18 protein-coding genes are annotated in these 24,463 nt (G+C 73.1%); 5 read left to right on the top strand and 13 right to left on the bottom strand.

The features are described from left to right. Positions 1 to 445: ZIP family metal transporter (locus tag ACPYOM_RS05490; RefSeq protein ID WP_481345195.1), on the top strand; the 445-nt coding region annotated here is incomplete at its 5' end. A gap of 67 nt (positions 446 to 512) precedes the next feature. Here the strand turns inward: ACPYOM_RS05490 and ACPYOM_RS05485 are convergent. Genes ACPYOM_RS05485 through ACPYOM_RS05460 form a run of 6 tightly spaced genes read right to left on the bottom strand, consistent with a single transcriptional unit; the run spans position 513 to position 9,647 of the window. After that, a complete protein-coding gene (locus ACPYOM_RS05485) occupies positions 513 to 1,649 on the bottom strand; it encodes an enolase C-terminal domain-like protein (protein ID WP_481345194.1) in 1,137 nt (378 codons plus the stop codon). A gap of 7 nt (positions 1,650 to 1,656) precedes the next feature. Further along, on the bottom strand, positions 1,657 to 3,462 hold the full coding sequence (locus tag ACPYOM_RS05480) for a thiamine pyrophosphate-requiring protein (protein ID WP_481345193.1): 1,806 nt from the start codon (positions 3,460 to 3,462) through the stop codon (positions 1,657 to 1,659). A gap of 1 nt (position 3,463) precedes the next feature. Then, complete coding sequence (locus ACPYOM_RS05475) at positions 3,464 to 6,469, bottom strand: FAD-binding and (Fe-S)-binding domain-containing protein (RefSeq protein ID WP_481345192.1); 3,006 nt, start codon at positions 6,467 to 6,469, stop codon at positions 3,464 to 3,466. Positions 6,470 to 6,499: 30 nt separating this feature from the next. Further along, on the bottom strand, positions 6,500 to 8,299 hold the full coding sequence (locus ACPYOM_RS05470) for a glycoside hydrolase family 15 protein (protein ID WP_481345190.1): 1,800 nt from the start codon (positions 8,297 to 8,299) through the stop codon (positions 6,500 to 6,502). Further along, complete coding sequence (locus tag ACPYOM_RS05465) at positions 8,296 to 8,586, bottom strand: hypothetical protein (protein ID WP_481345189.1); 291 nt, start codon at positions 8,584 to 8,586, stop codon at positions 8,296 to 8,298. Before ACPYOM_RS05465 ends, ACPYOM_RS05470 begins: the two co-directional genes overlap by 4 nt. 56 nt (positions 8,587 to 8,642) lie before the next feature. Further along, the gene (locus ACPYOM_RS05460) at positions 8,643 to 9,647 is read right to left on the bottom strand and encodes an SDR family oxidoreductase (protein ID WP_481345187.1); all 1,005 of its coding nucleotides are present in this window, start codon (positions 9,645 to 9,647) and stop codon (positions 8,643 to 8,645) included. Between the two features lie 76 nt (positions 9,648 to 9,723). Here ACPYOM_RS05460 and ACPYOM_RS05455 point away from each other — a divergent pair, with 76 nt between their 5' ends. Continuing rightward, a complete protein-coding gene (locus ACPYOM_RS05455; protein ID WP_481338836.1) occupies positions 9,724 to 10,203 on the top strand; it encodes a MarR family winged helix-turn-helix transcriptional regulator in 480 nt (159 codons plus the stop codon). A gap of 177 nt (positions 10,204 to 10,380) precedes the next feature. On the opposite strand, the gene ACPYOM_RS05450 is transcribed toward ACPYOM_RS05455, so the two are convergent. The 4 genes from ACPYOM_RS05450 to ACPYOM_RS05435 form a co-directional block, all read right to left on the bottom strand. Then, positions 10,381 to 11,085: a GAF and ANTAR domain-containing protein gene (locus ACPYOM_RS05450; RefSeq protein ID WP_481338838.1), complete on the bottom strand. Its 705-nt coding sequence runs from the start codon at positions 11,083 to 11,085 to the stop codon at positions 10,381 to 10,383. 308 nt (positions 11,086 to 11,393) lie between these two features. Continuing rightward, positions 11,394 to 11,912: a DinB family protein gene (locus ACPYOM_RS05445; protein ID WP_481338840.1), complete on the bottom strand. Its 519-nt coding sequence runs from the start codon at positions 11,910 to 11,912 to the stop codon at positions 11,394 to 11,396. 99 nt (positions 11,913 to 12,011) lie between these two features. Beyond that, complete coding sequence (locus ACPYOM_RS05440; protein ID WP_481338842.1) at positions 12,012 to 12,773, bottom strand: class I SAM-dependent methyltransferase; 762 nt, start codon at positions 12,771 to 12,773, stop codon at positions 12,012 to 12,014. 97 nt (positions 12,774 to 12,870) lie between these two features. After that, a complete protein-coding gene (locus ACPYOM_RS05435; protein WP_481345186.1) occupies positions 12,871 to 16,392 on the bottom strand; it encodes an ATP-binding cassette domain-containing protein in 3,522 nt (1,173 codons plus the stop codon). Between the two features lie 96 nt (positions 16,393 to 16,488). Here ACPYOM_RS05435 and ACPYOM_RS05430 point away from each other — a divergent pair, with 96 nt between their 5' ends. The 3 genes from ACPYOM_RS05430 (at position 16,489) to ACPYOM_RS05420 (ending at position 19,179) form a co-directional block, all read left to right on the top strand. Then, positions 16,489 to 16,956, top strand: a complete 468-nt coding sequence (locus tag ACPYOM_RS05430) for a VOC family protein (RefSeq protein WP_481345184.1) — start codon at positions 16,489 to 16,491, stop codon at positions 16,954 to 16,956. Between the two features lie 73 nt (positions 16,957 to 17,029). Then, a complete protein-coding gene (locus ACPYOM_RS05425; RefSeq protein ID WP_481338844.1) occupies positions 17,030 to 17,356 on the top strand; it encodes a hypothetical protein in 327 nt (108 codons plus the stop codon). A 395-nt stretch (positions 17,357 to 17,751) separates the two neighbouring features. Next, complete coding sequence (locus ACPYOM_RS05420) at positions 17,752 to 19,179, top strand: NAD(P)/FAD-dependent oxidoreductase (RefSeq protein ID WP_481345183.1); 1,428 nt, start codon at positions 17,752 to 17,754, stop codon at positions 19,177 to 19,179. 73 nt (positions 19,180 to 19,252) lie between these two features. Here the strand turns inward: ACPYOM_RS05420 and ACPYOM_RS05415 are convergent, their stop codons facing one another. The 3 genes from ACPYOM_RS05415 to ACPYOM_RS05405 form a co-directional block, all read right to left on the bottom strand. Further along, complete coding sequence (locus ACPYOM_RS05415; protein WP_481345181.1) at positions 19,253 to 21,562, bottom strand: FdhF/YdeP family oxidoreductase; 2,310 nt, start codon at positions 21,560 to 21,562, stop codon at positions 19,253 to 19,255. A 176-nt stretch (positions 21,563 to 21,738) separates the two neighbouring features. Further along, positions 21,739 to 22,623: a universal stress protein gene (locus tag ACPYOM_RS05410; protein WP_481345180.1), complete on the bottom strand. Its 885-nt coding sequence runs from the start codon at positions 22,621 to 22,623 to the stop codon at positions 21,739 to 21,741. Further along, positions 22,620 to 24,446, bottom strand: a complete 1,827-nt coding sequence (locus ACPYOM_RS05405; RefSeq protein ID WP_481345179.1) for an amino acid permease — start codon at positions 24,444 to 24,446, stop codon at positions 22,620 to 22,622. The genes ACPYOM_RS05410 and ACPYOM_RS05405 overlap by 4 nt, the downstream gene beginning before the upstream one ends. Between the last annotated feature and the right edge of the window lie 17 nt (positions 24,447 to 24,463).

The following is a 24,463-nucleotide window of genomic DNA, read 5'->3' as shown; positions in this document are numbered from 1 at the left end:
CGAGCAGCAGGGCAGCGGTGCGGCCATCGCGGTCGGGGCCCTGCTCGACGGCGTCCCCGAGTCGGTGGTCCTCGGCCTGTCCCTGCTGTCCGGCAACGGCGTCGGCGTCGCCGTGCTCGCCGCGATCTTAATCTCCAACGTGCCCGAGGGACTGTCGAGCGCGGCGGGCATGAAGCGTGCCGGACGGCCCGCCGCGTACGTCTTCGGCGTGTGGGTCGGGATAGCGGTGGTCAGCGGGCTCGCCGGCCTGCTCGGCTGCCTGCTGCTGCAGGGTGCCTCCCCGGAGGTGGTCGCCGTCATCACCGCCACCGCAGCGGGCGCGATCCTCGCCATGATCGCCGACACGATGATCCCCGAGGCCTTCGAGCAGACCCACCTCTACGCAGGGCTGCTCGCGACGCTCGGCTTCCTCACCGCGTTCACCATCTCGCGCGCGGGCGGGTGAGGCGTCCTGCGCCGTCGACGCCGCGCCCGCTCGCCGGTCGGCGTGCCGACCACTGCCGCCCGGACGCTCAGCCGCGTCGGTCCACCGCCCAACGGGAGGCGTCCGGGTGCAGTCGCAGGCCGTGACCGGGCAGGTCGTCGCGCAGCGGCAGGCCACCGTCGACGAGGTCGGGCACACCGTCGAGGAGCCGGCTCTCGACCCGCACGTGGTCATGGAAGTACTCGAGGTGGCGCAGGCCCGGGACGGCCGAGAACGCCGACGCGCTGAGGTGCGGGGCGCAGTGCGCGGACACCTCGAGGTGGTGGGCCTGGGCGACGGCGGCCGCGCGGTAGAGCGCCGTGATGCCGCCGACCCGGGTGACGTCGAGCTGCAGGCAGTCGACCGAGCAGGCCACGCAGAGCGCGCGCACGGCGTCGAGCGAGTCGGCGTACTCCCCCGCGGCGACGTCCGCGCGGACCCGCTCGCGCACCGTGCGCAGGCCCGACAGGTCGTCGCTGCTCACCGGTTCCTCGAACCACGTGACCCCGAGCTCGTCGAGCTGCTGCCCGACGCGCACCGCCTGGCCGACCGAGTACGCGCCGTTGGCGTCGACGAACACCTCGACCTCCGGTCCCACCGCCTGGGCCACGCGGGCGGTGCGGGCGAGGTCCCGGTCGACGCACGTGCCCCGGGACTCGCCGATCTTCAGCTTGACCCAGCGCGCACCGCGGGCCGCCCAACCGGTCAGCTGCTCGACGGTCCGCTCCTCGGTGTAGGTGGTGAACCCGCCTGAGCCGTAGACGGGTACGGTGTCGCGCCCCGACCCGAGGAGGCGGTGCAGGGGCAGGCCGAGCAGGCGGGCCCGCAGGTCCCACAGGGCCGTGTCGACCGCCGAGAGCGCCATGGCCCCACCGCTGCGGGCGCCGACGTTGCGCAGCGCCCGGACCTGGTCGCGCCAGCGGTCGGCGACCGCGAGGGCATCGCCGCCCCGGACGACCGGCGCGAGGACACCGCGCACGAGGTCGGCCAGCGACGCCGCGCCGTAGGTCCAGCCGGTCCCCGTCACGCCGTCGGCGTCGACCTCGACGACGACGCACGTCGTCGAGTCCCAGGCGATGGTGCCGTCGGCCTCGGGACCGTCGGTCGGCACGGTGAACGCGGTGGCCCGGACCGCCTCGACCGAGGCGGCGCCGGAGCGGTCCCGGGAGCGCTCCCCGTCGGGCATGCCCGGGTCACCCCTCGTGGCCGGGGAGCACCTCGGCGAGCTTGCTGCGGATCCCCTCCTTGACGACGTCGGCCCGGTCGGGGTCGCCGCGCAGCACCGACTCGGCCGCCTTCTTCAGCTGGTCCCACGTCGCGTGCGGCGGGATGGGCGGCACCGCCGGGTCGGTCTCGAAGACGATGACGCACGGCCGGTCGCAGGCCAGCGCTCGCTGCCACGACGCCGCGACGTCGGCAGGGTCGTCGACGTGGATGCCCTCGAGGCCGAGGCTGCGGGCGAACCCGGCGAAGTCGACGACGGGCAGGTGCTGCGAGGGCAGGAACTGCGGCGAGCCGCCCATGGCGCGCAGCTCCCACGTGACCTGGTTGAGGTCGCCGTTCTGCAGGACCATGACGACGAGCCGGGGGTCGGCCCAGTCCTTCCAGTACTTGGCGATGGTGACGAGCTCGCCCATGCCGTTCATCTGCATCGCGCCGTCGCCGACGGTCGCGAGGACCGGACGGTCGGGGTGCGCGAACTTCGCGCCGATGGCGTACGGCACGCCGCACCCCATCGTCGCCAGGGTGCCCGACAGGGTGCCGCGCATCGTGCCGCGCATCCTGATGTGACGGGCGTACCAGTTGGTGCCCGACCCGGAGTCGGCCGTGATGATCGAGTCCTCCGGCAGCAGCGGCGACAGCTCCTCGAAGACGTGCTCGGGGTTGATCGGGTCCGCCTCGACCCGGCCGCGGGCCGCCATCACCTCCCACCACCGCTGCACGTTCGACTCCACGGTCTCGCGCCAGCCGCGGTCGGTCTTGCGGGTCAGCAGCGGCAGCAGCGCACGGAGCGTCCGTGCGGCGTCGCCGACGAGGTTGACCTCGAAGGGGTAGCGCAGGCCGACCATGGTGGGGTCGGCGTCGACCTGCACCGCGCGCACCGCGGGCCTGCCCTCCTCGAAACCCGGCAGGAACTGGGTGTACGGGAAGTTCGAGCCCACGACGAGCAGCGTGTCGCAGTCGGTCATCAGCTCGTAGGACGGACGCGTCCCGAGCAGCCCGATGGAGCCGGTCACCCACGGCAGCTCGTCGGAGAGCACGTCCTTGCCGAGCAGCGCCTTGGCGACTCCCGCCCCGAGCGCGTCGGCGACCTCGGTGACCTCTGCGACCGCGGCCCGGGCGCCCTGCCCGACGAGCATCGCGACCCTCTCCCCCGCGTTGAGCACCTCGGCCGCCCGCTGCAGGTCCGCGTCACCGGGCACCGGCAGGGCGAAGGTCTGGTCGAGGCTGGAGGGCACCATCTTGAAGGCGTGCTGCGGCGGTGCGTACTCGAGCTCCTGCACGTCGCTCGGGATGATGACGGCGGTCACGGTGCGCCGGGAGGCGGCGATGCGGATCGCGCGGTCGAGGACGTTGGGCAGCTGCTCGGGCACCGTCACCATCTGGCAGTACTCGTTGGCGACGTCCTTGAAGAGGCTGAGCAGGTCGACCTCCTGCTGGTAGCTGCCGCCCATGGCCGAACGGGCCGTCTGGCCGACGATCGCGACGACCGGGACGTGGTCGAGCTTGGCGTCGTAGAGGCCGTTGAGCAGGTGGATGGCGCCCGGGCCGCTCGTGGCCGTGCAGACGCCGACGCGTCCGCTCATCTTGGCGTAGCCGACGGCCTCGAAGGCGGCCATCTCCTCGTGCCGCGCCTGGATGAAGCGGGGCTGGTCCTCGGCGCGCTCCCACGAGGCGAGCAGGCCGTTGATGCCGTCACCGGCGTAGCCGAACACCTGCTCGACGCCCCACTCGCGCAGTCGCTCGAGGACGTGGTCACCGACGGTCATGGTCGTCATCTCAGTTCTCCTCGGATCGGGGATGGTCGTGCCGGTCGGGGTGCGCGCCGTCGTGCGGTCGGCGGTCGTCCAGGCCGCGGGCGAGCAGCTCGGCGAGGTGCACGGCGTGGCGCCCGGTCTCCTGCTCCACCTGGGTGCGGCAGGAGAAACCGTCGGCGAGCACCACCGTCGACGCGTCCGCGTCCCGTACCCGCGGCAGGAGCACCCGCTCGCCCGCCCCGACGGACACCTCGTAGTGCCCGCGCTCGAAGCCGAAGTTGCCGGCGAGGCCGCAGCAGCCGGAGCCGAGCCGGTCGGCACGGACCCCGGCGGCCTCGAGCAGCTCGTCGTCGGGCGTCGTTCCCATGATGGCGTGCTGGTGGCAGTGCGTCTGGACGATGGCCTCGACGTCGACCCGCGGCGGCGTCCAGTCCGGTGCGCGGGTGCGCAGGAGCTCGGCGAGCGTCATCGTCTGGTGCGCCAGGCGTCGGACGTCCTCGTCGCCGGTGAGCAGCTCCGGGCCGTCGGACCGGAGCACCGCGGTGCACGACGGCTCGAGGCCGACGACCGGGGTCCCGGCGCGCAGCTCGTCGCGCAGCACCGACACGGTGTGCCGCAGCATGCGCTTGGCCGTGCGCAGCTGCCCGGTCGAGATCCACGTCAGACCGCAGCAGACCGGTTCGGGTGGGAGCGCGACCGTGAAGCCGGCGTCCTCGAGCACCTGGACCGCCGAGCCCAGGACGTCGGGGTGGAAGTAGTTGGAGAAGGTGTCCGGCCAGAGGACGACGCGGCCCCGGCCGCCCGCGCGACCCGGTGCGTCGCCGGTCGGGCTCGGGCCCAGCATCCGCGACCGCCCCGGCTCGGACGCCGTGAACGGCTCCTCGGCGAAGGCCGGCAGACGGCGTTCGGGCGCGATGCCACCGAGGCGCTTGAGCACCGGCGCGGTGAGGCGGGACTGCGTCAACCGGTTCACCGCGCGCGGGGCACGTGCCGCCGCCCTCGCCGTCAGCGGGAGCCAGCCCATCGAGTAGTGCGCCGCGGGTCGGACGCGGTGCCGGTAGTGGTGGGAGAGGAACTCCACCTTGTACGTCGCCATGTCGACGCCGACCGGGCAGTCGGACTTGCAGCCCTTGCACGCCAGGCAGAGGTCGAGCGCGTCGCGCACCTCCGTGGACCGCCAGCCGTCGGTGATCGCGTCGCCGCGCATCATCTCGAAGAGCAGCCGGGACCGGCCGCGCGTCGAGTGCACCTCGTCGCGGGTCACCATGTACGACGGGCACATGACCTGGTTCTCGCTCGAGGAGCTGCGGCAGCTGCCGATGCCGGCGCACCGCAGGACGGCCCGGGAGAAACGGCCGTCGTCGTGCGGGAAGCCGAACTCGGTGCGCGGCTCCGGGTGCGCGTAGTCGGTGCCGAGCCGCAGGTGGGTGTCGCGCGGGTTCGGGCGCACGACCTTGCCCGGGTTCATCCGGTTGTCCGGGTCGAACAGGTCCTTGACCTCCTCGAAGAGACCGACGACCTCGTCGCCGAACATGATCCGCAGCAGGTCGCCGCGCGCCTGTCCGTCACCGTGCTCGCCGGACAGCGACCCGCCGTACCGCACCACGAGCCTCGCTGCCCGAGAGGTGAACTCGTGGTAGTTCGCGATTCCGTCGGCCGTGCGCAGCTCGAACGGGATGCTGCAGTGGACGCAGCCCTGGCCGAAGTGTCCGTAGATCGACGTCTCGTCCTCGCGGTAGCCGTACTCGTCGAAGAGCCGGCGCAGGTCGCGAAGGTAGTCCCCGAGCCGGTCGGGCGGCACGGCCGAGTCCTCCCAACCGGGCCACGTGTCGTGCCGTGCCGACGGGTGGGCGGTGGCGCCGAGCCCCGCCTCGCGGACCCGGACCAGCTCCTCGATGTGGCTCGAGTCGTCGTAGAAGCGGGTCGTCGGGGGGTGCTCGTTGCGCTCGACGTCGTGCACGAGCCCCTTGGCGCGCTCGTCCGCCTCCTGCCTGGTGTCGGCCGCGAACTGGACGACGAGCCAGCCGCGGCCCCTGGGCAGGTCGTCGACGGCGTCACCGGCCAGGGCCGTCTCGCGCTCGAGGTTGATGAGCACGTCGTCGAGCCCCTCGAGCAGCCAGGGCTCGTGCGCGACGACCTGCGGGACGGCGTCTCCGGCGTCGGCGATGTCGGGGAACCCGAGGACGACCATCGCCGTGGCCTTGGGCACCTCGACGAGCACGAGCTCCGCGCGCAGCACGGTGACGAGGGTGCCCTCGGAGCCGACGAGCGCCCTGGCGAGGTCGAAGTGGTCCTCGGGCAGCAGGGAGTCGAGGTTGTAGCCCGAGACCCGGCGCGGGATCTTCGGGTAGCGGGTGCGCAGGAGCTCCAGGTTCTCGTCGCGCAGGCCGCGCAGCGCCCGGTGGATCTCGCCGCGCCGGCCGCCGGCGTCGAGGGCTGCGGCGTACTCCTCCTCGCTCGTCGGCCCCACCCACATCCGCTCACCGTCGTACGTGAGCACCTCGAGCCGGGCGACGTTGTCGACGGTCTTGCCGTAGGCCTGCGCCGTCGAGCCGCACGAGTTGTTGCCGATCATCCCGCCGATGGTGCAGGTGCGGTGCGTCGACGGCTTGGGCCCGAACATCAGGCCGTACCGCGAGAGCTCGCGGTTGAGGTCGTCGAGCGCGATGCCCGGCTGGACGACGCAGCGGCGTCGGGCGACGTCGACCGACTCCACCCGGGTGCAGTGGCGCGACCAGTCGAGGACCACGCCCGGCCCGGTGGTCTGGCCCGCCAGGCTGGTCCCACCGCCGCGGGAGACGATCGATGCGTCGTGCTCCCGGCAGACCGCCACGGCCGCCTCCGCGTCGTCGGGGTCGAGCGGGTTGACGACCACCGTGGGGACGTACCGGTAGTTGGAGGAGTCGACGGCGTAGGCTCCCCGGCTCGCCAGGTCGGGGCGGACCTCGCCGCGCACTCGGGAGCGCAGAGCCGTGACGAGCCGGGCCTCGGACGTCGGGGCCGGCGCAAGGTTCTCCGTCAGGGTCATCGCGATCTCCTCTCCTTCCGGGCGCGCCTCTCAGGTGCCGCTGCCCGTGTCGGTGTCGGGCTCGCCGCCGAGACGCTGGGCGCACTCGAGCAGGAGGGCGTGGACGAAGCCCTGGGGCAGGTTGCCGCGCAGCTGCTGCTGCTCGACGTCGAACTCCTCGGCGAACAGTCCCGCCGGCCCGGCGGCGGCGCGCTGGCGCTCGAACCACCGGAAGGCCTCGACGTCGTGGCCCGCACCCCAGTGGGCGAGGCTCATCGCGAAGCCGCAGAGGAGGAAGGCACCCTCGGCCTGCCCGAGGGGCCGGTCGTCGGGCCGGTTGCGGTAGAGGTAGCCGTCGGCGGACAGGTCCTTCTCGAGGGCGGCGATCGTCGCGAGGGTGCGGGGGTCCTGCGGCGACAGGGCGCCGCGGACGCCGGGAAGCAGCAACGACGCGTCGAGCTCGTGCCGCCCGGCTCGGCGCTGCCACACGCCCTCGGGCGAGAGGCACCGTCGGCTCGTCTCGGCGAGGATCACGTCGGCGAGGTGGTCGGCCCGGTCGGCGACCGGGCCGGACAGCTGCTCCGCGGTGCGGCGCAGGCCGCCGACGCAGGCCAGCCGGGAGTGGGTCCACCAGTCGGGGTCGAGCTCCCAGATCCCGGCGTCCGGCTCCTGCCAGCGGCGGGCGATGACGTCGACGAGCAGGTCGGCGGCGCGCGCGTCGTCGGCCGTCAGGAGGTCGTGGCGCGCGGCCGCGGCGTAGAGCTGGAGGATCTCACCGGGCGTGTCGAGCTGGAACTGTCCGCGCACCCAGTTGCCCACGACGTCGGCACCCCCCGGATACGCCGGCAGGTCCAGCGTGCTCTCGTGCGGGGGCAGGGCCCCGGTCACCGAGTACGCCGGCGCGAGGTCACCACCGTGCTCGAGGACGCGGGCCGTGGTGACGTCGACGAACTCCGACAGCAGCGGGAACGGCTCGCGCACCGAGACGGCGAGGCCGGCGTAGGCCTGGTCGCGCAGCCAGACGTAGCGGTAGTCGTAGTTGCGTCCGGCCTCCGCGCGCTCGGGCAGCCCGAGCGTCGGCGCGGCGACCATCCCGCCGCCCGGAGCCGTGAGGCCGCGCAGGACCGCGTACGCCACGCGGGCGTCACGCCGGCCGACGACGTCCTCGAAGTCGGGCACCTGCTCGTGCCACCACTGTTCGGTCAGGCGCCAGGCGGCATCGGGGTCCACGGGGTCACCGAGCGGGTGGTCCGACACCTCGAGGACGAGGTCGCGGTGCGCGCCCCGGCCGAGGTAGAGCTCGGCCCGCAGGACGCCGTCGGCGTCGACGGTCGCCTCGGGCACGCCGCTCCACCGGGCCCGCACGTCTCCGGCGTCGAGGAGCCAGTGACCGGCCTCGTCGCGTCGCACGTCCGCGGCTCTGCGCCCGAAGTCCGGGCGCAGGTCGAGGGAGACGGCGACGCGCGCCCCGTCGTCGTCCGGCATCTCGACCCGTCGCAGCAGCACCGCGCGATGCGGGTCGGCCGGGACGGCGAGGGCCTCCCGACACTCGACCGTCGCGGTGTTCGTCACCCAGTGGCTGCGCCAGACGAGGCTGCCGGGCTCGTACGCGCCGCCCCACACGTACGGGTCGACCGGGGTGACCGTGTAGCCGCCCCGGCCCCCGATGAGGGTGGCGAAGGCCGCCGGCGAGTCCCAGCGCGGTACGCACAGCCACGCGACGTCACCGCGTGGCCCGATGAGGGCGCCCCGGTGGCCGTCCGCCACGAAGGAGTAGTCGCGCAGGACGTGGAACGGCTGGCCCGTCGAGGTGCTCGTCGCCGCCGAGGTGGAGGCCGCTCGATCCGTCATGTCCGTTCCCGGCGGATGCCGGTGAGCACGGCTGCCGCCAGTGCCACGGCGGTGGAGGTGAGGGCGGGGCGCGCGTAGCGGGGTCGCCAGCCGGCGAGGGCGACCATCGACAGACCGTGGGTCAGGTCGGTGGCGACGGCAGGGCCACGCACCGCTCCCGGTGCGGCCACCAGCGCGAGCCCCTGGACGACGTGCCGCAAGCCGAGGAGCTGGGTCACCAGCTGCTCGTCCGCGTCGCAGGCGCGACCCAGCATCCGTTGCCAGACCGTCTCAGGGTAGGTGAACAACGTTGCACCCCAAACGATCCCGGTGACCCCGGCCAGTCGGGCCCGGCGCCGTGAGCTCATCGCCGTCGCCCCGCCAGCGCCGCCGCGAGGCCCGCCGCCGCGACGCCGGCGACACCTGCCAGCTGCGGGTACCGGTGCGCCAGCCACTGCTGCCTGCTCGTCGACTTCGACCGGCTGTCGAAGGCCCCGTGCGCACCGAAGTCGCGGCCGCCGTCACCGTCCGCGGGCTCCCAGAGGTTGGCGGGCTGGTCCTCGGGACGGGGCTCGCTCGTCTGCTGCGAGTCGAAGCCGGTGCGGGCGAGGTACCGGTCGAGCAGCCCCGGGGCCACGGCGTTGGCCAGGAGCGTCGCGGCCGTCGTGGCCCCGACCCAGTACTCCCGTCGGCGCGGGTGCTCGGACGCGTAGACGATCGCCCGTGCCGCGACCTCGGGCTGGTAGATGGGCGGCACCGGCTGCGCCTTGCGGGGCAGGCGCGACAGGACCCACGAGAACTGCGGCGTGTTGAGGGCCGGCATCTGGACCATCGTCACGTGGACGTTGCTCTTCTCGTGGAGCAGCTCGACCCGCAGCGCCTCGTGGAAGCCCTGGATCGCGTGCTTGGCGCCGCAGTAGGCGGTCTGGAGCGGGATGCCCCGGTAGGCGAGCGCCGACCCGACCTGCACGATGGTGCCGGCGTCTCGCTCGCGCATCCGCTTGAGCACCGCACGCGTCGCGTACACGTACCCGAGGTAGCTGACCTCGGTGACCCGCCTGAACTCCTCGGGCGCGATGTCCTCGAAGCGCGCGAACACCGACGTGAAGGCGTCGTTGACCCAGACGGAGATCGGCCCGAGCTCGCGCTCGATCCGGGCGACCGCGGCCTCCACGGCGTCGGCGTCGGCGACGTCGACCGGCACGACGAGGGCCCGCCGCCCGTGCGCCCGGACCTCCTCGGCCGCCGCCTCGAGCCCTCGGGTCCCGCGGGCGATGAGCGCGACATCGCTTCCGCGGCGGGCGAACTCGCGGGCGGTGGCCCGGCCGATGCCCCCGCTGGCGCCGGTGATGGCGACGACGTGGTCCATGCGTCCTCCTCGATCGCTCTCTTACGTGTATAACTGCAACAGTTGCAGCAATGCAAGAGTCGCCTACGCTGTTCACGTGGCGACGACACCGGATTCGTACCCTCAGCCGCGCACCTCGGACGTCGAGTCCCTGCTGCGGGCCTCGCGCGTCGTCACGGCCGTCGTCACCAGCTCGCTCCCCGAAGCCGGCGAGGGGTCCCTGACGCTCCCCCAGCTGCGCGGTCTCGTCCTGGTCGCGAGCGGACGCGCCACGTCGACGACCGAGCTCGCCGCAGCCCTCGAGGTCCACGCGTCGTCGGCAAGCCGCCTCGTCGACCGCCTCGTGGCGGCGGGGCTCGTGCGTCGCGCCCCGAGCCCGCGGGACCGCAGGCAGGTGGTGCTCGCGACGACCGCCGCCGGCCGGCGCACCCTCGATGCGGTCATGGAGCACCGCAGGCAGCGCTTCCGCGCACTGCTCGCGCGGCTGGACGAGCCGACGCGTCGGTCACTGTCCGCCGCCCTCGACGCGCTCTCGGACGCTGCCGGCGAGCCCGAGGGCGTGCCGCACCTGCCCTGACCCGATACGTGGGTCGTCCCTCGGCGATAGCCCGGTCCGCCTCGTGGGTACGAGGCTGCCGTCCGCCCCGGCGGCGCCGTGGAGGGAGCCGGCGGGGCGGACGATCCCAGGACCGGCTCCAGGCCGGTTCGCCGGTGCCGCCCGCCGCGCCCTCGCGGGTCGCCTGGGACGACGGGCTCAGTCCAGATCGGGCAGCGTCCCGGTCCGGACGACCTCCGCAGCCAGGTCCCGCACCTTGACGTTGCGGTTCTGCGAGGCGCGGCTGAGCGCCGCGAACGCCTCGTCGGCCGTCAGGACGAACCGGCTCATGAGGATGCCGCAGGCCTGGCCGATGCGTTCCCGGCTCGCCACGGCGACGGTGAGGTCCGCGACGAGCCGGTGCTGCTCCACCACGAGGGCGGCCTGTGCGGCCAGGGCCTCCGCGAGCTCGAGCATCGACAGGTCGACCTCCGTGTCGACCGTCGTGCACACGCTCAGCGCGCCGACGGCCTGACCACCCTGCAGCAGCGGCACGGCCAGCTGGGTGCGGACCCCGAGCACCGTCGCGGCCGCGAGGACCTCGGGGAAGCGGTCGGCGCGATCGGCAGCGGCGACGATGACGGGCAGACCGGTGCGCACCGCCTCGTACAGCGCGCCCCCGTGGACGCTCAGCTGCTCCCGAGCCATCCTCGAGGCGAGCCGGCTCGACGCGGCCAGCGGTTGGTCCTGGTCGAGGTGCAGGTGGGCGACGGCGACGTGCCGGAACCTGGGCTCGACCGCGGCGACGGCGGCGAGCAGCGTCTGCAGCGTGTCCGACGGCCCCGACGGTGCGCTCGGGACCTCGACCGGGTTCGTGAAGGGAGCGACGCGGGCGCTCGGCGGGATCGGGCGCGTGACGGACATGGAACCTCCAGCACGTTTCGCCGGCGGGAGACCCTCACTGTCGAAGGTGGGGGCCCGGTGGCGACCCCCACCACACGAGCCGACCTGACCGGTTGTCGTATCCCAAGGTACAACGCGGCTCCGTCCGCCGAGTCTTTGGGAACCTGCGGGTTTCACCTCGGCGTCGGCGGCCGGCGCCGGGGGCGTAACGACGCCGGTGGCGGCGCCGATGTAAGGGTCGGCGTGGTGGTGGTCGGTCCCCCGAGCGACTGCCACCACGCTCCTTCCTCGCGGCGCCGAGAGCAGGCGCCGAGCCCAGGGTGCACCGGCTACTCGGGCGCCTCGCCGGTGGCACCGTCGATCAGCTCCCGTGCGATGTCCAGGTGGCCGGCGTGCCGCGCATACTCCTGGATGAGGTGCAGCAGGATCCACTGCAGCTGTGGGGCCGAGGAGGCGTCGGTGAACCGACCTCCGACCCGCGCGGGCTCGGCCAGGTCATGGGCCTCGACGACGGCTCGGGTGCGGCGCCCGGCCGCCGCGAGCAGGGCGGTGAGCCGGTCGGCCGGCAGGTCGGGTGACACCCATCCGGTCCCTTCGCTGTCGGCCCAGGGGTCCGTGAGCTCTTCGGCCATGAATCCCCAACGGATCCAACGCCGCTCGACGTTGGCGAGGTGGTTGACCAGTCCAGCGGGCGTCCAGCCGGACGGCACCGTCGCCCGCTGGAGGTCATCAGGCGCCAGCCCGTCAAGCTTGCTGGCGATCACGGCCCGGTAGTAGTCCAGGTACTGCAGTAGCAGGGCGCGCAGGTCGGGTGTCGAGGACGGTTCGGGAAACGCTGAGGTCGGCATGACCGGCATCCTCCCGGTAGGACGCGTCCCGCGCACGAGGTGGGGCATGCGGGTCCGGGGGCCCACCTCAGCGGCGTCGGTCCTCAGCGGCGTCGGTCCTCAGCGGCGTCGGGCAAGGAGCACGTACGTGCCGCGCGCCACGGTCACCGTGCCGCCGTGTCGCCCGATGACGTCGGCGAGGGCGGAGGTCAGGCGCCCCAGGTGTTCCGGTCCGAGGCGTCGATGGTCGCCGAAGGTACCGACCAGACCTGCCCACTGGGCGCCTGTCAGGCGCCGGTGCCACCGGTAGGTCCGCGGGCGCGAGACCGTGAAGTCACCGTGCACGGCGAACGGGTCCGGGGCGTCGGCGGCGGTGCTCGGGTCGCGCCCGATGACGGTGAGCCCGGGGGCGATGTCGGCGTAGACGGCCTCGAGCTCCGCGAGCACGTCCGCCGGCACGGCGTGGTAGTTCCAGAACCTGGCGATCCGGCCGCCCGGCTCGAGCAGCCGGGCAGCCTTGTCGGGACCTGTGGCGGGATCCACCCAGTGCCAGGCGTGCCCACAGGTGATGAGCTCGAAGCGGCGCCCGGCGTCGTCCCAGCTCTCGAACCGGTCGACCTCGACGTCGACACCGTGCGCCCGGGCCACGGCAGCCATCCGCGGGTCGGGGTCGACGCCGAGCGTCGCGACCCCACGACGTGCCAGCTCGACGGCCACCTTGCCGGTCCCGCAGCCGACGTCCAGGGCGGAGCGGACGGGGTGGGCGAGCAGGTCGTCGAACAGTGCCGCAGGGTAGCCCGGGCGAAACCGGTCGTACGCCTCGGCGCCCGACCCGAAGGACTCCGCCCGTTCGCGATCCGGCTGCAGATGCTCCAGTGGCACGAGGCAAGTATGAGCCGGCCCGCCCCCCAGCCGCCCTTCCGGCCCGGAGTCGGTGCCGGCGTGCCACCGCGGGACGTGCGGCCGCTCGAGCAGGTGGTCACCCGGCGAGGTGGCCCCACCGCGGGGAGAGCTCGCGCCAGGGTGCGGTCTCGACGACGCGACCCCCGTCGAGCACGACGACGCGGTCGGCCTGCGCCAGCGCGGCTGCCTTGCTCGTGGCGCCGATGACGGTCGCCCCGCCCGAGCGAAGCGCGGCCCACAGCTCGATCTCGGTGGCCGCATCGAGCGCCGAGGACACGTCGTCGGCCAGCAGCAGGTCGGCCTCGCAGGCGAGCGCGCGGGCCAGGGCGAGCCGCTGGACCTGCCCGCCGGAGAGCCGGACCCCACGGTGGCCGACCAGCGCGTCGGGTCCGCCCGCCTCGGCGACGTCGCGCTCCATCCGGGCGGTGGCCAGGGCCGGCTCGACCTGCCGGCCCGCGTGGTCCAGGGCGACGTTGCCGGTGAAGGTGCCCGACAGCACGCGCGGCACCTGGGCGATGTGGGAGACGCGACCCGGCCGGAGCTCGACCTCGGGCTCCGTCAGCGCCCGGCCGTTCCACAGCACCTGACCGGTGTGGTGCGTCAGCCCGGCCAGCGAGGAGAGCAGGCTGGACTTGCCGGAGCCGACCTGGCCGAGCAGGAGCACGAGCTCCCCCGCGTGGACCGTCAGGTCGACGTCCTGGACACCGATGGTGCCGTCGTCGTGGACGGCCGTCAGGCCGCGGAGGCTGAGGGTTCGCAGGGGTTCCCGAGCGCCGGCCTGCGGGTCGTCGGCGGTGCCGTGGACGAGGTCCATGCCCGGCGGCACCTCCATGAGGTCACCGCCGCCCGCGAGCCGGCTCGTGGCGTTCATCCACGCCCGCACGCCCGGCGCCTCGGTGACGACCGAGCCGGCGACACGGCCGAACCAGTCGAAGCCGCTGACCGCGTTTGCGACGAGCAGGGTGATGGCGAGCGGCCACGTGCCGTGGAGGAAGCCGGCCCAGGCGGCCACGACGCCGCACTGGACCATGACGATCGGCACGCCGTCGAGCAGGGCCTGGACACGGTGTTCGCGCACGGCCGCGTCCACCCGGCCGCCGTCCACGCGACGCAGGTGCGCGTGGACCTGTGGGGTCGCGGCGGCGAGCTTGACCGTGCGGATCGACTCGAGGGCCGACACCAGCGACCGCCCGAAGCTGGCCCGCGCCGTCGAGGCAGCCGCGGCCGAGCGCCCCGCCACCGGCCGTCCGAGCGTGGAGGCCAGCGCCGAGGTCACCATCACGACGAGCAGGACCGCGCCCGCGAGCCAGGTGCCCGCGATGAGGGCCGTCATCGAGGCGACGACGAGGCCGTTGACGAAGTCGACCCACCGGTCGGTGTAGCGCGCCAGGCGGTCGGCGTCCATCGTGCGGGCCACGACCTCGCCGGGCGGGGTGCGGACCAGGCGTCGTTGTGCGGTCTGTCCGGCCAGCACCGCGGCGCGGACCCGCAGGCGCACCTCCACCCACCAGTGGGGGTAGGTGCGGAAGGCCTGGGACAGGACGATCGGACCGGTCACGAGCGAGACGACGAGGGCCGCGGTGAGCGGTCCGGGGTTCTGCCCGGCCTCCAGGTCGGTCACGACGAGGCCCCAGATCCAGCCGGTGACGGCGCCGAACGCGCCCGTCAGCGAGGCCAGCAGGAACAGCGCGGCGCCGAGCAGGCCCCACTGCGGCTGGATGCGGACGGTGTGGAACACCTGGCGCGCCAGGCTCGGGGTGGGCGCGAGGACCGGGGGCGGCGGCGGGGTGGTGCTGCGGCGCACCGAGCCGATCGCGGCGTCCTCGTGGTGGTGCTGCTCCACGGCCACCTCGTGGGCCGCTGCCTCGAGCAACCGGCGGAACGGACCGTCGACGGCGGCCAGCCGGCCGCGCGGACCCTGCTGCACGACGCGACCGGACTCGAGCACGGCCACCTGCTCGGCGCGCTCGGTCGTCGAGAGGCGGTGGGCGACGAGGATGCCGGTACGCCCGGAGATGAGCCGGTCGGCGGCCCGGACCACCCGCGCCTCGGTGACGGGATCCATCCGGGCGGTGGCCTCGTCGAGCACGACGACACGCACGTCGCGCACGAGCAGCCGGGCGAACGCGACCAGCTGCTCCTCCCCCGCCGAGAGGGTGGTGCCGCCCGGACCGAGCATCGTGTCGAGCCCGTCGGGCAGGCCGGCCACCCACTCGGTGAGACCGAGCTCGGCGACCGCGGCCTCGACCCGCGCTCGCGGAACGGCGCCGAAGAGCGTCATGTTCTCGGCGAGGGTTCCGGCGAGCACCTCGGTGCGCTGGGTGACCACGCCGACCGCCGCCCGCAGCTGTTGCAGGTCGAGGTCGCGCACGTCGGTACCACCGAGCAGCACGGTGCCCGGCGGCGGCTCGACCGCCCGGGACAGGAGCGAGGCCAGCGTGGACTTGCCGGAGCCGGTGCGTCCGACGAGGGCGCAGGTGTGGCCGGCGGGAACGACGAGGTTGACCTCGCGCAGTGCGAAGGTGCCTGTGCCGTAGGTGAACTCGAGGTCGCGGAACTCGACGTCGAGGGGCCCGTCGCGCAGCGGCAGCCCACCGGTCGGCTCGGCCGGGGAGTCGAGCATGGCCCGCAGCCGAAGGACCGCACCGAAGCCCTCCTGCAGGTCCGGCAGGTGGCGTGCCAGCATGTCGACGCCGCCGACGAACATCGTCGTGACGAGGAAGAGGGTGACCAGCCGCGCGGTCGACAGGTCGCCGGCGAGCACCAGGGCGGCGCCGACGACGGCGACGGCGGCCAGCGCGCCGTGCAGGAGCCCTCCGCTGCGTCGCGTGATCCGGGCCTCGACCTCGAGCACCCGGTCCAGCGCCGCGTGGACGCGGGCGGCCATCCGGGCGTTGCGGCGCAGCACGTGCGCCTGGCCGAGCGCCGTGCGCAGGTCGTCGCGGGCGGCGACGCCCTCCTCGGTGGACGCCGCGTGGTCGGTCCACGCGGCTTCCTCGACGACCTTGCGCTCGGCGACCTGCGGCAGGAGTCTGCGGACCACCCAGTAGGTCGCGAACCCGGTCAGCGGGAAGAGGACGGCGGCGGGCCACCACGCGAGGCTCGCGACCACCCACAGCGGCCCCGACGCGAGGAGCGTGCGCACGGCCTGCCACACGCCCCAGCGCATCAGCTGGCCGACCTCCCACGTGTCGTCGTCGATGCGGTCGAGCACCTCCCCGACGGCCTGCTCGGACAGCTCGGACAGCGGCTGGGCCATCGCGGCGTCGAGCAGGTCGGCCCGCAGCCGGCCCTCCGCCCGGTCGCAGACCGTCGCCCAGATCATCTTGGCGACCGTGTCGATGACGGCACCGCCGACGACGCACAGGGCGAGCAGCATCACCAGCGTCGAGGTGGCGTGCTCGGCGAGCCGGCCGGCGACCATCGAGCCGAGGGACGCCGCGACGGCACCGAGCAACGACATCGAGAAGCACACGACCGTGAGCGGGCGACGGATCCGGCGCCAGTCGACGGGGACGCGGTCCGCGGGCACGCCGGAGCGGCGAGAGGACGCGCCCTGCCCCGTGCCACGCGCCTCGTCGTACCCCAGCCTCGTCATCGTCACAGTCACCAAACGCTACCGACGACCACCGACGGTCCGCCTCCGGTTTTCCGGGCCCCGGGGCCCCTGGTCGACCCGCGGAGCGGAGAACGGGTGAGGGCGGGCGCGGAGCGGGACCTGTACGGGCACGGGCACCTCGTCACCGATGACACCGGAGCCTTCGTCGACGTCGTCACGCAGGTGCTCGACGGCGAGGTGCACGCCCGCGTCGTGACCGAGGACGGCTCGATCGGCCACGGTGAGATCACCGCCGGCGACACCGTCGTCCCGGCCTTCGACCGCAGGCCGGAGTGGCCGGTGATGCCGGGCCTGCTGCGCGTGTTCGTCCCCGACGCCGACGTCGCCTTCGCCGGGGCTGCCGCTGCGCGTGCCTCGTGGTCACCGAGCTCGCCGACAGCGCCCTCGGGCAACATGGGGCCGCATCGAGGACCCGCTCGGCACCATCTCGTGGGTCGTCAGCCACGTCGAGGACGTCCCCGCGTGGACGCGGCACGCACCGGTCCGCTGAACCGGCGCTCGAGACCTGCCGGAGGCACCGGGCCACGGAGGTGGCGCCCGTAGGTCTCTTCATGGGTCACGCGCCTCGCCGGCGGGTATGCAGCCGGGGACAGGGAGCACCACGCGAGGAGGACACATGACCAACCCAGCTGGCACCTCCGGCAGCGGCGGCATTCCCGTCGCAGGCGCTGCGGCGGCATCCGGCGCCTTCGACGACCGCGGCGACGAGCAGCAGACCGACCAGGGCGTGCCCGTCGGCCGCGCGGACGTCGAGGCGGACCGTGAGCGCGCCGCCGGCGACGGCGATGCGGATGACGGCGAGGACGCAACCGACGGCCTGACGGGCGTCGCGGGCAGCACGGACGCCGAGACGGACGACGGGGTGCCCGTCGGCAGCGCGGACGCCGAGGAGGACCGACGCCGCGCGGCGGCAGCCGGTGACGAGCCCGACGACGCCCCATGAGCCCAAGGCTCCTGTAGGCCCGCCGGGGAACGGGCCGGCGTCAGCGGCTGCCCGTCACCGAATCGTGAGGCCGGTCGAGGGCCGACTTCACGCGAACCGCTGAGCCGGCACCCGACCTGCTGCCACGCTCTAGTCACCGCCGCGCGTGACCCCAGCCTGCGCGTCGAGGCCTCGGTCCCCCACGAGGCGGCTGAGGTCAGGCCGTCGCTCCAACCTTCCCTCGAGTGGCGGCCTGACTTCACGGCTCCGGCCCGGCCGCGCCAGCCGGCTTGCCCGGCAGGCCCCGCTCGGCCGCGTGCGCCGTTCCTTTCCGTGAGATGAATGTCCCGACTTCCGCCGAGGCCGCCAGAATGACTGTCGACAGACGACAGTCGGTAAGCGGAGGTGCGCAGCTCATGTCGAAGAACGGGCCCGTTGATGCGGCCGCTCTCCCCCCGGCGGCCGACAACCGCTGGTCGAGGAGCCTGTGGCTCGACGGGGTGGTCCAGGACCTGACCCCGCGACAGCAGCTGTCCGGTGACCACACCTGCGACGTCGCGATCGTCGGAGCGGGGTTCGCCGGCCTGTGGACGGCGTACTACCTCAAGAAGGCCGACCCGTCCCTGCGGGTCACGGTCGTCGAGGCCGAGATCGCGGGGTTCGGCGCTGCCGGTCGCAACGGCGGCTTCGTGTCCGCCGGGATCGCCGGCAGCGGCGCACGCTACGCCCGCGACCACGGGTGGGACAACGTCCTGCGGGCCGAGCGCGAGACCCAGCACGGGGTCGACGAGATCGGCCGCGTCGTGGCGGCCGAAGGCATCGACTGCGGCTACCGGAAGGAGGGGGCGCTGAACCTCGCGACGACCGATCCGCAGGTGCAGCGTCTGCGCGCCAGGGCCGAGGCGAAGCACCGCTTCGGGCTCGGGACCGAGGACTACCGGATGCTGACGCCCGAGGAGTGCGCCGAGCTCGTCCGGGGGGCGGAAGGCGTCCTCGCCGGGTCGTTCACGCCGCACTGCGCGCGCGTCGACCCCGCCCGGCTGGCCCGCGGACTGGCCGATGCCTGCGAGCGCCTCGGGGTGACGATCTACGAGCAGAGTGCAGCGGAACGCTTGGGCCCCAAGGTGGTCCAGTGCCGGAACGGACGAGTGCTGGCCGATGTCGTGGTTCGGGCCACGGAGTCCTACACGATCCGCGAGCGCGGACAGCGACGCAGGTTCCTGCCCCTCTACTCCCTGATGATCGCCACCGAACCCCTCCCCCAGCAGACCTGGGACGACCTCGGTTGGCGGGACGGTCTCGGGGTCTCGGACGTGAGGCACCTGTACTTCTACGCCCAGCGCACGGTCGACGGCCGGGTCGCCCTGGGCGGCCGAGGGGCGCCGTACCGGCTGACCAACCCCATCTCCCCCGAGAACGAGCGCGACGCCGGGGTCTTCCAGAGGCTCACCGAGACCCTGCGCGAGGCGTTCCCGGCGGTGTCGCAGGCTCGCATCACCCACCACTGGGGCGGGCCCCTGGCGGTCCCGCGCGACTGGTGCATGCGGACGACGTTCGACCGCACGACGGGACTCGGGTTCGTCGGTGCCTTCGGTGGCCACGGCGTCACGGCCGCCAACATCTCCGGCCGCACCATGCGCGACCTGATCCTGGGCGACAGCACGGACCTGACCACGCTGCCGTGGGTCGGGCACCACACCCGCAACTGGGAACCCGAGCCCATCCGGTTCATCGCCTCGAGGCTCATCGCCAAGACGCTCGACGCGTCCGACGCCTACGAGGAGCGGACCGGCAAGCCGGCGAAGCGGGCCCGGCTGGTCGCACCGTTCCTGCCACCGAGCTAGGCGAGCCGTCGGGCGCGTCCAGCTCGGTGGCCGACCGGCGGACCGGGCCCGGACGGCCGCTGCCTCGGCTCCGTCACCCAGGTGCGGTGCTGGGCTCGAGCCTGACGACGACGGACTTGGACGTGGGCGTGTTGCTGTGCTCGGCGACGGACGCGAGCGGCACCAGCGGGTTGGTCTCGGGGTAGTACGCCGCGGCGGACCCCCGCGGGGTGTCGTACTCGACGACCCGGAAGTTGCGGACGCGGCGGTCGACGTCGTCGCCGGCCCAGTGCGCCACGATGTCGACGTGGTCGCCCGCCCGCAACCCGTGGGCCTCGATGTCGCGACGGTTGAGCAGGACCACCTGACGCCCGCCCTCGATGCCGCGGTAGCGGTCGGACAGGCCGTAGATCGTGGTGTTGAACTGGTCGTGGCTGCGCATCGTCTGCAGCACGAGGTGGCCCGCCGGCACCTCGAGCAGGTCGAGGTCCGACGTCGTGAACTGGGCCCGGCCCGACGGGGTGTCGAACGCGCGCCGGTCGCGCGGCGGGTGCGGCAGCACGAAGCCGGTCCTGGTCAGGACCCGGGCCTCGTAGTCGTCGAAGCCCGGGACGACGCGCTCGATGTGCGCGCGGATCCGTCCGTAGTCAGCCCGCAACGCCGCCCAGTCGATGCTCGTGCCGTCGGCGTGGCTCGTCCCCGCGCCCAGGGTGGCCTCGGCCAGCCCGCAGACGATGGCCACCTCCGAGCGCAGCTGCTCGCCGGCGGGTGCCAGGCGGCCACGCGAGGCGTGGACCACCGACATCGAGTCCTCGACCGTCACGAACTGCGGCCCGCTCTCCCGGTCGTCGCGCTCGGTGCGCCCGAGCGTGGGCAGGATGAGGGCGGTCTCCCCGGTCACGAGGTGGGAGCGGTTGAGCTTGGTCGACACCTGCACGGTCAGCGCCGTACGCCGCAGCGCCTCCGCCGTGACGCCGGTGTCCGGCGCGGCGTGGAGGAAGTTGCCGCCGAGCCCGACGAAGACCCCGACCTTGCCGGCGAGCATGGCTTCGATCGTCTCCACGGTGTCGTAGCCGTGCCGCCGCGGCGGCTCGAACCCGAACTCGGCCGCCAGGGCGTCCAGGAAGGAGGCCGGCGGCTTCTCCCAGATGCCCATGGTTCGGTCGCCCTGCACGTTGGAGTGGCCCCGGACCGGGCACAGGCCCGCCCCCGGCTTGCCGATGTCGCCGCGGGCCAGCGCGAGGTTGACGACCTCCTTGATGGTGGCCACCGAGTTGCGGTGCTGGGTCAGGCCCATCGCCCAGCACCAGACCGTGGCGCCGGAGCTCGCGACCATCCTGGCCGCCTCGACGACCAGGTCGCGCTCGAGGCCGGTCGCCTGCCCGACCCGCTCCCAGTCGACGTCGGCCACGTGTTCCCGCCACGCGGCGAACCCGTCGGTGTGGGCGTCGACGAAGGCGTGGTCGATCGCATCCCACTCGACGAGCAGCGACCCGATCGCCTGGAAGAGTGCCTGGTCCCCGCCGAGACGGATCGGCAGGTGCAGGTCGGTCAGGTCGGTGCCGTGGCCCACGACGCCGCGGGCGTGCTGCGGGTTGCGGAAGTTGACCAGGCCCGCTTCGCGCAGCGGGTTGATGCTGATGATCCGCGCCCCGCGCCGCTTCGCGGTCTCGAGCGCCGAGAGCATCCGCGGATGGTTCGTGCCCGGGTTCTGCCCGGCCAGCACGATGAGCTCGGCCCGGTACAGGTCCTCGAGGCTGACGCTGCCCTTGCCGATGCCGATCGTGTCGATGAGCGCCACGCCGCTCGACTCGTGGCACATGTTCGAGCAGTCCGGGAGGTTGTTGGTCCCGAACGCGCGGACGAACAGCTGGTAGACGAACGCCGCCTCGTTCGAGGCGCGCCCGGACGTGTAGAACGCCGCCTCGTCCGGCGTCCCCAACCCGTTCAGGTGCGACGCGGCCAGCGTGAACGCCTCGTCCCACGCGATCGGCTCGTAGTGCGTGCCACCCGGACGGCGCACCATCGGGTGGGTCAGCCGCCCCTGCTTGCCCAGCCAGTGGTCCGGGCGCGCAGCCAGCTCGGCGATGCTGTGCCGAGCGAAGAACTCCGGCCCCACCCGGGCCGTCGTCGCCTCCTCGGCCACGGCCTTGGCGCCGTTCTCGCAGAACTCGGCGGTGTGGCGATGATCGGGATCCGGGTCGGGCCACGCGCAGGACATGCAGTCGAACCCGTCGACCTGGTTGAGGCGCAGCAGCGTCCGGGCGGCGCGCGAGGGTCCCATCTCCCCCAGGGCCCGGCCCATGGCCACCGCCACCGCCTCGACACCCGCCGCGTGTTCGCGTGGGGTCCGGACCCTCAGGCGAGACTCGTCGGGCGTCCCCAGCAACTCGTGCTCGGCCATGGCGTGTGATAGCTCCTCGGTCACGGGACGCGGACGCCCCTTCGGTTCGTTTCAGGGCCGGGCGGCCCGGCGGCCCACGCCTTCATGGCAGCCGATGTCCCCGGTCGTGCCGGCCGCACGCCAGGACATCGGCGTGCGACCGGCCACCGTCGGGTTCCGGGGGCCCGGTTCACGGGTCAGGGCGTGGGGCGCTGCCTCGGGACGATCATGACCGGGACCGGTGCGTGCCGCAGGATCTTCGCGGCCGCCGAACCGAGGAAGACCTGCGCCATCGGGCCGGCCGCCCCGGATCCGAGCACGAGCAGGTCACCGCGCCTCCACGGGATGTTCTCCACTGCTTCGCGCCACTCGGTGCCGATCCCGGTCACCACGTCCACGTTCGAGACAGGGTCGTGCACCTCGCCCAGCTGCTTGACCGCCTCGTCCATGGTCCTGCGCCTCCATCGCTCGACGACCAGGTCCTCGGCAGACCGCTCGATCGAGCCGCCGAACATGGTGAACGGCCGCGACGTGAAGGATGCGATCCGCAGCCGCACCTTCCACCGGTCGGCCAGCCGGGCACTGGTCGCGATGAGGCCTCCGTCGTCCGGGGCGCCGCCGAAGGCCGCCGTCAGCCGCCCGATCGGAATGCGACCCGGTGGGTAGCCACGGGGGGCGATCGCGACCGGCACCTTCGAGGTGTGCACGAGACGCTCGGTCACACTACCCAGGTCGACCCTGCCGAGCAGACCCGCCGACGACGACCCGACCACCACGAGGTCGGCGTCGTGCTCGCCCACCAGCTCCATCAGACCGTTGGGTGTCGAGGTCGACGGGTGGACCTTCACGCAGATGTCGACGTCGCTGCACGCCTGCTCGACTACCCGCTCGAGGGACGCTGTCACCTGGGACACGAGGTGGCGCCGGTACTCGTCCTCGATCCGGTCGGCGCCCGCGCGCGGCCCCCGCTCCACGACCGCCGCGGCGACGATCTTCTGCCCGGTCGTCCGCGCCAGCTGAGCGGCCAGGTTGAGCGGAGCGCTGCCCTGCCTGCTCGAGCTGAACCCAGCGATGATCGTCATGCGACCGTCGCTCCGACGGGCACGGGAGCCGCCACGACATGGGTGACCGGCAGCTCGGGGTACTCCGCCCGCGCTCGGTCGACGACCTCGAAGCGGTGCCACACGGAGCTCTCGAGCGGCAGGGTCGCGATGACGATCTGGTCCGGACGGAAGGTGGCGACACCGTTCGCCAGTGCTCGCAGCGGCCGGTAGTCCCCCAGCGCGCCGTCGGCGTCCAGACCCTCCGAGCGAAGCGTCCCCAGGGTGTGGTCGAGCCGTGCCGTGGCGGCCTCGCGGGTCGCCTGCATCACGTCCAGCGGGCCGTGCGTGGCCGCCACACCGGTCTCGACGGGGCTGGCGGGCACGACGACGTAGTAGCTGGCGTCGTGCTCGGCGCCGATGCCGCGCAGCTCGTCGAGCAGCTCGGTGGAGTTGGCCGTCTCGTTGGCCAGCACGAGGACCCGGTGCGGAGCCACCGTCCGAGCAGGTGCCTCGGCCACGGGACGACGGGCGATGAACCACCGGTTCGCGAAGAAGAACGCGATGACGACGGCCCACGACAGCAGGCTGAGGATCAGCTGCGACCGGGAGTCCTCCTTGATGCCCATCTGCGCCAGGATCGCGGCGATCGCCAGGACCGTCCCGATCGACAGGAACGGGAAGAGCCACATCTTCACCTTCAACGACTGGCTCCCTGAGCGGAACCGCAGCACCACCTGCGAGATGCCGATGAGGCAGTAGACGAACAGGATGATCGCGCCGCTGGAGTTCAACAGGAAGGCGAAGACCGTGTCGGGCGAGACGGCGGCGGCGATGACGCACAGGAAGCCGACGACGGACGACGCCAGGATCGCCACGGCGGGCACCCCGCGGCTGGTCACGCTGACCAGCTGCAGCGGAGCCTCACGGCGCGCGGCGAGCACGAAGAGCATGCGGGAGGCGGTGTACATCCCGGAGTTCAGACAGCTCAGCACCGCCGTGAGCACGACCGCGTTCATGATGTGGTCGGCGTAGGGAATCCCCATCTGGGTGAACGCGGCGACGAACGGCGAAGCGGCCACCGTCTTGTCGTTCCACGGCAGGATGACGGTCAGCAGGAAGATCGAGCCGATGAAGAAGACCGCGATGCGCATGATCACCGAGTTCGCGGCCTTGGCCACCGCCCTCTCAGGGTCCTTCGACTCGGCGGCGGCGATGGTGGCGACCTCGGCGCCGGTCATCGAGAAGATCACCGTCACGATCGCGGCGGTGACGCCGAGCGCGCCATGGGGCAGGAACCCCCCATGAGCCGTCAGGTTGGAGAAGTCCATCGACTTGCCGGGCCAGAATCCGAACGCGTACGCCGCACCGAGAGCCAGGAAGATGATGATGGCCGCCACCTTGATGCCGGCGAACCAGAACTCGAACTCCCCGAAGGAGGACACCGAGAACAGGTTCGTGGCGGTCATCGCGCTGAGCAGGATCAGCGAGACCAGCCACAGCGGGGCGTTCGGCACCCAGTACTGGACGATCTTCGCGCCCGCGATCGCCTCGAACCCGACGATGATCACCCAGAAGTACCAGTACAGCCATCCGACCGAGAACCCGGCCCAACCGCCGAGGGCGTTGCGCGCGTAGTCCGCGAACGAGCCTGTCGAAGGGTTCGCGACCGCCATCTCGGCCAGCATGCGCATGACCATGATGACCACGAAGCCGCACAGGGCGTACGCGATGAACGATCCGGGCCCCGTGCTGCCGATGACCACGCCCGAGCCGACGAACAGGCCCGCTCCGATCACGCCGCCGATGGCGATCATCCTCAGCTGACGGTCGCTGAGACCCTTTTGTAACGTCGTTGAAGCCATGCCGTTTCCTTTCAGAC

The sequence above is a fragment of the Monashia sp. HAY1-2A genome (assembly GCF_056755315.1).
Note: the sequence above shows the minus strand (reverse complement) of the source record. Positions and strands in the feature narration are given on the sequence as shown.